Here is an 8,670-nt window from a genome sequence, read left to right on the forward strand (position 1 = left end):
CCGAAGCGGAGGATCGATCTGACTGAGTACTTTGACAAGGTTGATCTGGGCGTGGAGGCGGTCGAGGACTGGGAGGAGTTCGAGAGGAAGATTCACGAGGCGAGCACATGAGGTTTCTGGACGCGAACGTCTTCATCTACGCGTGCTACAAGCCTAAAAGACACCCAGAGGGAGAGGCAGATGAAGGATCTTGCTAAGAGGATACCTAGCGACGTATCGCAGGGCAGGGAGAGAATTATGACGACGGTTGTCCACCTCTCCGAAGTCGTCAACATCCCCAAGCACGGTATACCGGCGGAGGAGCTGACCTTTCTATTATTTCTTGACTGCTTCCGAGGGGTTGCTGATTGGTGGATTAGTGGCTTACATCATTTGGGCTCTCCGCGCTACTTTCGGGCATGTGAAAACGAGGGATAAGTTTAAGGGGATGAGAAAGCGTTCCGGCCTGCCCCGGGGGGACGCTTGTGGCAGCTCGCGTCCTGCGGGAGAGAGGGCCCACCGGGAAGGTTGTGAGGGGGTGAGATACGAGAACTTCTTCCATCAGTTTCAGTTACATGCTCCCGGCTGTTGGGCCATCCGAGGTGGCGCTAGACTCACGATCCAATATGAGAGCCCTGATGCCTGGTTCGGCAGTCCATGGTTCAAACCAGGAAAGCCTGGTGGATCACGAGCAGGGAGGCCATGGAGGGGGATGAGCACCTAGCGCGGGACTGTAGCGCGGTTCTCATAGCGCGTAGGGGGGTTTTGCGCTCACTCTGACCCTGTCCGGGGGGTCTCGCGCGTGCCTCCAGAGCCCCTTGCTGAAGCTCAGCACGATGATCCCGAGCTCGTCGATCGTGACGTCCGTTATGAGGGGCTCCTCCAGACCGGGGTGTATGACCAGGTGGGCTTTTACGCGGGACAGCTCCTCCCCCTCCTCGCCGAGCAGCGACAGCTCGACCGTCTCCCTCACGATGTACACCTTCCTGCGGGCATCCGCCACCGAGGCTTCCGCGACCTCGCCCGTGACGTAGCCCAGTTCCCTCGCGGTGACCTCGTCGACGACAAGCACGGGCACTGGGCTGTGGGCGCCCCCGTTAACTAGGGCTACGAGCTCCCTCTCCTCCCTCCCCCTGACCTTCAACCTCACGTAAACGACCACAGCTTCCCTCCCTCAGGACCCACCTCCCCCAGCGGAAGAGCGGCCTCCCAGGCTTCAGTATCCACCTGCCGTACTTCAGCCTCACAGCTGGAGAGACGCGGGCGGTGCTTTAAAGGTTCTGGAGCTTGAAGCAGCTGCTCGTGTATGCCGCGCTGGGGAATGCTGATACTGGTCGGCAGCGCTCCAGGACTACCATCGCGCTACCCCTCTCCCCAGCTATCCCAGCGGTTCCGCAGAGCTAACCCCTCCGGGAGAGGAGCAGCTAAATTCTGCAGCCTGAAGCTGGGAGCGGAAAAGGCCCTGATTACGATTCTGGGATGTTTTCGAAGCATCTCACCCTACCTGCACTCTACACAGCGTTCACTAGCGATCGTATGGCTCACCGGTCTACAGTGCTTGCCTAGCAAGCTGGAAAGCTCGGCAAAGCGGAAAAGCTCTAACCGCCTGCGCTAACCCCCTTGATGAGGAGCTAGACGCTGAAGCTGAGACCGCCAACCGGGGGGCTCCGCTTTCCACGCGGCAGAGTGCCTGGCGCGGAGTCAGGCGATCTTGATCCAGTACTTGGAAGCGTCCCTCAGCACGGCGCTCTCCCGCAGCCTCTCCGCGAACTCCTCCGGCGTCAGCGGTATCGCTTCCACGAACGGCCTTATCCCCGCCTTCCACTGCAGCTCGTTGATGAGGTCGAGCCTATCGAGGAACCTCATCCCCCGGAAGTCCTCGGAGACTATCACCAGGTCGACGTCGCTGGTCTTGAGCCAGGTGCCCTTAGCGTAGCTGCCGAAGAGGTAAGCTTCCCTCACCCTGATTCTCCGAGAGAGCAGCTCTAGGAGAGAGAGCGCGGCTCTAAGCGCGGCTTCGAAGGAACTCTCTGACAAGCCTTACCACCTCGCTAGCCAAGTCGTAAGCCCTTAGAGCCTCAACCCTATCCACCGACTCGCTTGGAAGCCCGCCCGCCGCGTCAGGGTACCGTGTCACCGTGTAGTACTTGTTCAGTATGAAGAGCTGATCCTCCACGTCTCTAGGCAGCGAAAAGCCGGCTTCCCTGAGCAGAGCGTAGAGCTCAGTAACCGTGTGTATACGCGGCGGCTCCTCCCTCCTCACCACGAAGAACAGCGCTTTCAGGGCCTTGTCGACCGCCTGCTGCGAGAAGAAGGCCGCTCTGAACCATCTCCCCCCGCTCAAGGCTATCTTAGCGTCCTCTAAGTCCTCATCGGCAGCCCTGAGCCAGAGCTCCACCTCCCTACGCACTTGCACTGCAACATCAATGGCCCGCTTCCCTAATATCTTTTCCTACAGCTTAGATCAAGCCCCCAGCACGCTTACCGTCCAAAAGTACCTCAAGGATCCAAGAAGTACCGCGTAAATGGACGAGATGGCTTCTTCCTGCTACTTCGTCGTACCCGTACTCCCCCAGAGAGGTTATACTTCAGCCTCTTTATGCCCCGGCTCGCCGTGCTCACCGGGGACCGGAAGCCGCCGGATGGGGGTAAGATCCCGACGCTCTAACGCTGCATAGATGTTAAATAAGCCTTGTAGCTGCACACCCTCGTGATGTCGCGTATCCGCGAGGTAGAGCTCTTGAGAAGGAGGGCGAGATCCTTCCTCGCGAGAGCCCTGGAGAGCTTTGACGCGGGGGATTACGACACAGCTGTCTTCCTTGCGGAGCAGGCGGTGCAGCTTCACCTTAAACCGGTGCTGCTGGAGAAGGTGGGTGATTACCCCAAGGTCTACTCGATAATGACTCTCGCCTCGATCCTCGCTAGGTTGCCCGAGTGTAGGGGGCTCGCGAGATTCCTCGAGGAGAATAGAGCTAAGGTCGGCCTCCTGGAGGACGCCTACATAGCTTCGAGGTACCTGGTGAGGGAGTACACCAGGGAGGAGGCTGAAATCCTCGTAAACTTCGCGAAAGAGGTTTTGAAGCATGGAGAGCTACATTGACATACTCGTAAAGAGAGCCGAGATGGTTAGGAACTGGAGGGAGTACGCTGCCAGGGTTGCGGAGGCTGCTAGAGCTGTCCTCCCGGGGGCAAGGGTTTACGTTTTCGGGAGCGTGGTGAGGGGCGAGCACACCGGCGGCAGCGACGTCGATATACTGATACTATCGGAGAGCCTTCCAAGGAGCGGCTTAGAGAGAGCGAAGATAAAAGTAGAGATAGAGGAGCTCGCAGGCCTCCCGCCGTACCATCCGTTCGAGATTCACTTGGCAGACAAGGAAGAGGGAAGGTGGTACCTCAGCAGGATCAAAGAGCTAGTGGAGTGCTGAGGATCGGATGCCCCCCGACGCGCATCAGCTACATCCCTGTTAATACAAGTTAGCACACACCGGAGGTTCTTGCTGCTTGAGCGGAGCGGGATCGGCTAGCAGCATTTCGTGAATTTCGCGGCCCTAGCTCAGGGAAGACCGCTTTCTCTCCGCGGTGGGTAAAGTCCCTGGCGAGGCTAACAGCCCAGTGAGTTGGGCGAGGGTTCTTCGGTCTTCTCGCCGCTATGATTGTCGAGCTTAAGCCAATTCCCGGATAAAGTGGGGCTGCTCGCTGAGCGGCGAAGCGGGCTCACTCTTAGTCGCCGAGCTCGATAGATCGCCCTGCATGGGCGCGACCCTGTTGTGCTCCTCACCGAGTCGCTACCGTGCGCTGAAGCGCCCTAACTCTAGGGTCCCTGGAACCCTTGGGCAATCGATGAAGCGCCCACGCCATTAGCCAGGCTGGCGCTCGGCAGTTAGAGACGCGGCTTAAGCCGGTGGCTCTAAGCGTGGCACAAGCCTCGATTTCACCTGAGCACAGCTTCGCCCTCGCTTACTGTGCATGGGTAGACTGATGGCGTGAACACGATCCTCGCCAGCACGCCTTCGGCCTCGATGTTGTAGGAGAGAAGCTTACCCGCGCTAGCCTGCACGCTGTCGTACTCCCTCCAGTTGCCGCTCTGCGTTAAAACCTCCAGGCTCAACGTACCAGCCTCATCGGCCTGGAAGTAGATCGTCTTACCCGCGTAACCGAATATCGGGATCGGGTGGCTCACCAGACTCCCCGACTCGACAGTTCTGCCTGCGAAAGTGTTCCAGGTGCCGGACTCGTAGAGCCTGTACACGGCAGGCATCACCTCCGACCCTTCGATGACTCTGAAACCCCACTGGGAGACCTCCCAGACCGTCTCCCTCTCCATGTAGTCGTGGTGGTTCTCGATGTCCAGCACAGTCCTCATCGCCGTGTTGAGCCTGTAAGGTACCGTGAGGATCGCGTAAGGGGGGCCGTTGATCGTGGAGGCACGAAGGTTCGGCGCCGCTACGCCGACGGCCAGGAGCCTATCGTCAACCCCCCACTCGACAACGTTCCTCGCGACCGCGACCCAGTACTCCCTTTCAGTCTCCCTGTAGTCGCTCGGGAGCAGCCCTGTGACGTCGACGCTGCGGAGAGCGTGGAGCGTGCCCAGGTAGCAGGATAGCCTCCCGTCGGGGCCGTAGAACCTGAAGTGCGCGACACCGCCGAGAAACGCGTCGTCCGTCTCGAAACCGAACCAAGCGACCTCCTCCACCCCCAGCTTCGGCGGCCTGCAGTGGAGGCTGAACTTTCCGAACCTGTACGACCTGATACTCCTGATCGAGACAACCCTGTAGCCCTTCGGTCTCGCGTAGGTGGCCGCTAAACGGCGCTCAGCAGCTCTCCAGAAGTCGCTCGGCTTCGCCGGCACCCACAGGTCTTCCGGCCCCACCCTAGCCCAGCTCATGAAGAACGCGTCAACCCCCCTGCTCAGGAAGCCGGTCCAAGAAAGGATGTCGCGCGAGTCAAACTCCTCCCTCAAGGCCCTCCTAACCTCACCCCCGATCGCCTCCCCAAGTTTCGCCGGAAACGCCACGCGAGTTCCAGAGGGAAAGCAGCTTAAAGCCTGTTGCCCCAAGGTCGCAACGGCGCAGAGCGACACAGCCGCTCGAAAAACTAGCTGCTTTAAGCTGGTGACGCCGCGATCGATGCCCTCACCCTCGGGCACGGTTTTAAACGTGGTGCGGGGGAGTACGTGCGTGGAGCTTGTCGAGCTCGACTACTCGACGTACTACGATAAGGTGTACGGCGGCTGGCTGGGGAAGAGCGTCGGTGGGGCAGTTGGAGCGCAGGTTGAGGGGCAGAAGAGGCTCCACAGCTTCACCGAGGAGACCGCGTTCCCCGAGAAGTGGCCGCCGAACGACGATCTCGATCTGCAGGTCCTCTGGCTCCACGCGATCTACGAGAGGGGGCTCCAGCTGACCAGTAGGGATCTGGCTGAGGAGTGGTGGGAGCACTGCTGGTACCACTTCAACGAGTACGGGCGCTTCCTCAAGAACTTCGCTAGAGGCATCGATCCCCCCTACTCGGGCTGGTTCGACAACGAGTACTTCCGGGAGTCGATGGGATCCCCGATCAGGTCCGAGGTGTGGGGCTTCATCTTCCCGGGCAACCCGGATCTAGCGGCAGCCTACGCGGAGCGCGACGCCGTGCTCGACCACTGGAGGGACTCGGTGTGGGCCGAGCAGTTCTACGCTGCGATCGAATCGCTATCCTTCTTCGAGAGCGACTTGAACAAGCTGATCGAGGCGGGGCTCCGCTACGTTCCCAGCGGCTCGAAGCTGAGGTCCGTCGTAGAGCTCGTCCTGGAGTGCAGGAGGAGAGGGCTCAGCTGGGTTGAAGCGAGGAGCGAGGTCCTCCGCCGGTTCGGGAGCCCCGACGCGACCTCGGTCCACCAGAACGTGGGCTTTACGCTGATCGCCTTGCTCTGGGGCGAGTACGACTTTGGGAGGACCATTCTCATCGCGCTCAACTCGGGCTACGACACCGACTGCACGGCCGCTACCGCGGGGGCAATCCTAGGCGTCATCCTCGGGGCTAGCAGGCTACCTGAGAAGTGGGTGGAGCCGCTGCGCGACTCCTTCGAGATGGGCTTCCCCCTGCCGAGGGAGAGCTACCGGATCAGCGATCTCGCCCACGAGACCTGCGCCGCGGGCATCGCAGCCTCGCGCCTCCTCAACAAGCGCGTCAGGATCGTGAGCGTGCCGAGGCGCGCCGAGGAGCTTGCGGCGAGGATCCCCATCCGCTCGATCCCCGGGGTGGAGCTCCATATCGACTACCTCGGCCTCCCCGCTATCGGAGGAGGTGAAGTGAAGCGGATCGCCGTCAAAATCGTGAACAACGGGAGCAGCGCTCTCAACGGTCGGCTGGAGCTCGAAGCGCCGGAAGGGTGGTCCGCGCCGGACCCCATCAGAGTTTCCGTGCCGCCATGCTCGTCCGAGAGCTTCCGCCTCCAGGTGAAAGCGCCAGCCTCCGGCCTCCTATGGGACCGGAACATCCTCAGAGCCCGCCTCGTGGAGGGAAGCGGGAGAGTGCACATCAGGGAGTTCGGGCTTGCCGGCTCAAAGCTGTGGCTCGTGCTAGGCCCCTTCTACGACAGCCCCAGCTGGCTGGTGGACAGAGCCGACATCGAGGAGCCGTACGTGGACGAGCGCTTGATCGAGAGCGGAGGGGAGCTGGAGCTCTTCAAAGGTGCCTTCAAGCTGAGCTCCCCCACCAGCCTACTGCCGCTCAACAAGGTTGTAGGATTCGCAGGCGAATGCTGCCTCTACCTACTCCACCGCCTCTACTCGCCAGACGAGAGGGACGTCTCCTTCGTCGTCGGGGCTCAGGGAGACGTAAAGGTGTGGTTGAACGGAAGCCGGCTGAAGCCGTCCCCTAGCCAGGCTGCACGCTGCATCTGGAACCCCCTAATGCACTGGTACCCCGCCCACCTCCGTAGGGGGGAGAACAGGGTCGTCATCAAGTATTCTAAGAAGACGAGAGAACCCTTGCTCAGCTTCGACGTATACAAGGAGAACGTAGAAAGAAAACCGAGGTTCTCCGTGTGGCAAGTAGACCTGGCCACCGTACTTTAAGAAGCTGAAAACGAAAAATAAAACAAAAATGTTTTACTAATTTGCTTTTTCCTTCATCGGACTTATGGTACGTAGTACGCCGCGAAGCGAGGCATTATCACAGAGAAGAACTCTATCAGTCCTGCGACAAGTATGGGTGCACCGAAACCTAGAGCCAAGCCCGTCGCAATGGCTAGTACGTACTGCTCAAACCTGCGTACACCTAACGCTCTCACAAGCACGAGCTTTATGACGAGTGCTACAAGAGCTGAGAGCCACGTCCAGATGAGGCCGACCGCCAACGACATTGTGAAAGCAGTGGGGTCTAATGGGAACCATGGGAACCTTATCCTGAGGAAGTACAAGGCAAAGAAGAGAACAAGGCCGGCAGCCGCGAAGGGGAAGATCGCGTCAGGCCTCGTCTCACCATAAGGCCCAAAGCCCCAGTTACCGGTAACCATGTAGCCCGTCTTTGTCCAGTGGATCCAGTTCCCCCAAGAGTTTGTCCTCGTTATCCCTCCGCCGTGGGCTAGGAACCATATCATGAATGTTGATGTAAGAACAGTTCCGAGGATCACGTAGAAGATGGTTGCTATCAAGACGTCCTTCAGGTTTGTGCGCGTCTCATACGCTATCTTGTAAAGACCTATCGAGCCGCCAGGTCCAAGACCGTTAACTCTTACAGTCCAGCACTCGTTAAACGGGTACGCGAGATACGCGGTCACAAAAGCGGCGTAATTGTTACCCTCTGCAGGCAGCGTGTATGGCCAGTATCCCAGCAGAACCCCTGGGTAGTATATGTAGGAGTAGCCTCCAACACCCATGAAATCGTCTACGTGCCACCACAGCTCGCTTGTGACCCTGGCGAGTGCCGTGTAGTAGACTATTGCGAAGAAGAGCATGATGAGCGCTATGACGGGGGGTACGCCGCTCCCTATGAAAAGCGCTAGGATGGCTACCATCACTATAAGCCCGAATAGGGCGATTCCCCGCGTAGATAGCCCGTACTCAACTCTGCTCGGACCCTTTAACGAGCTAAAGATCTCCTTAAACCTGTCTCTCGCGTTGTACAAGCAGATGAGGCCGAGGCCGACCATCATTCCTGTAACTCCGATGAAACGGTACGGAACAGGGTACCAGTTGGCAGGGATGTCCTCCCAGTTCCACAGGAACTCCATTCCTGGAGTGTACCTCACCAGCCCTAGTTGGACTGCAATCGCTTGGTAGATGAGGCCAAAGATCACGTAAGCAACAACGCACGTTAGGAGAGTGCTTGTAGGTAGAAGCAGCCAGAGAGCAATCTGATCTACCTGCAGAACTCCCTTAGCCATCGCTCCGGGAGCTATGGCTGGAAGCCACGTGAAGAGTATCGGTTGCTCGCCCCACGCGAAAGCTCCCCACACCGCTAGAGGTGGAATGATCTCGCCGAATATCGGGATCGCCGATAAAATCACTCCGATGATGAAAGTAATCCAGAAAATCTTGTAGTTAATGTTGCGCAAGTCAAACCAGCGGCTCTTGTTCGTCGCCGGATCTATGTCCATAGCGCTGTTAACAGCGAAGATCATGGGCTGGGAGAGCGGGAAGACAAGCCGCTCCACTTCAACCCATCTCCTGCCATAGATGCCAAATCCGAGGAAGAGGCACAGGCAGTAGA

The 8,670-nt window shown here is 59.0% G+C and carries 9 protein-coding genes; 3 read left to right on the forward strand and 6 right to left on the reverse strand.

What is annotated here, in order from left to right; genetic code table 11:
* Positions 1–92 precede the first annotated feature (92 nt).
* From QXF46_08565 to QXF46_08580, 4 genes are all read right to left on the reverse strand, one after another.
* Positions 93–281, reverse strand: a complete 189-nt coding sequence (locus QXF46_08565; protein ID MEM0226910.1) for a hypothetical protein — start codon at positions 279–281, stop codon at positions 93–95.
* 443 nt (positions 282–724) lie between these two features.
* Positions 725–1,141, reverse strand: a complete 417-nt coding sequence (locus tag QXF46_08570; protein MEM0226911.1) for a hypothetical protein — start codon at positions 1,139–1,141, stop codon at positions 725–727.
* A gap of 539 nt (positions 1,142–1,680) precedes the next feature.
* The gene (locus tag QXF46_08575) at positions 1,681–2,016 is read right to left on the reverse strand and encodes a nucleotidyltransferase domain-containing protein (GenBank protein ID MEM0226912.1); all 336 of its coding nucleotides are present in this window, start codon (positions 2,014–2,016) and stop codon (positions 1,681–1,683) included.
* Positions 1,985–2,395 (reverse strand): HEPN domain-containing protein, encoded by a 411-nt coding sequence (locus QXF46_08580; protein MEM0226913.1) that lies wholly within the window; start codon positions 2,393–2,395, stop codon positions 1,985–1,987. Before QXF46_08580 ends, QXF46_08575 begins: the two co-directional genes overlap by 32 nt.
* A gap of 297 nt (positions 2,396–2,692) precedes the next feature.
* Here QXF46_08580 and QXF46_08585 point away from each other — a divergent pair, with 297 nt between their 5' ends.
* Complete coding sequence (locus QXF46_08585) at positions 2,693–3,079, forward strand: HEPN domain-containing protein (GenBank protein ID MEM0226914.1); 387 nt, start codon at positions 2,693–2,695, stop codon at positions 3,077–3,079.
* A complete protein-coding gene (locus tag QXF46_08590; protein MEM0226915.1) occupies positions 3,063–3,404 on the forward strand; it encodes a nucleotidyltransferase domain-containing protein in 342 nt (113 codons plus the stop codon). The genes QXF46_08585 and QXF46_08590 overlap by 17 nt, the downstream gene beginning before the upstream one ends.
* A 506-nt stretch (positions 3,405–3,910) precedes the next feature.
* Here the strand turns inward: QXF46_08590 and QXF46_08595 are convergent.
* Positions 3,911–4,993, reverse strand: coding sequence for a hypothetical protein (locus tag QXF46_08595; GenBank protein ID MEM0226916.1), 1,083 nt, complete (start codon positions 4,991–4,993; stop codon positions 3,911–3,913).
* Between the two features lie 163 nt (positions 4,994–5,156).
* Between QXF46_08595 and QXF46_08600 the strand changes: the two genes are divergently transcribed.
* The gene (locus QXF46_08600; protein ID MEM0226917.1) at positions 5,157–7,034 is read left to right on the forward strand and encodes an ADP-ribosylglycohydrolase family protein; all 1,878 of its coding nucleotides are present in this window, start codon (positions 5,157–5,159) and stop codon (positions 7,032–7,034) included.
* 62 nt (positions 7,035–7,096) lie between these two features.
* On the opposite strand, the gene QXF46_08605 is transcribed toward QXF46_08600, so the two are convergent.
* A partial coding sequence (locus QXF46_08605; protein MEM0226918.1) for a DUF6784 domain-containing protein occupies positions 7,097–8,670 on the reverse strand: 1,574 nt, incomplete at its 5' end.

Source organism: Thermofilaceae archaeon, assembly GCA_038731975.1.
Lineage (GTDB): Archaea > Thermoproteota > Thermoprotei > Thermofilales > Thermofilaceae > JANXEW01.

Bases quoted from the DNA above. Each gene is read 5' to 3' on its own strand.
- QXF46_08585 (MEM0226914.1), top strand. From the start codon at position 2,693: ATGTCGCGTATCCGCGAGGTAGAGCTCTTGAGAAGGAGGGCGAGATCC.
- QXF46_08590 (MEM0226915.1), top strand. From the start codon at position 3,063: ATGGAGAGCTACATTGACATACTCGTAAAGAGAGCCGAGATGGTTAGG.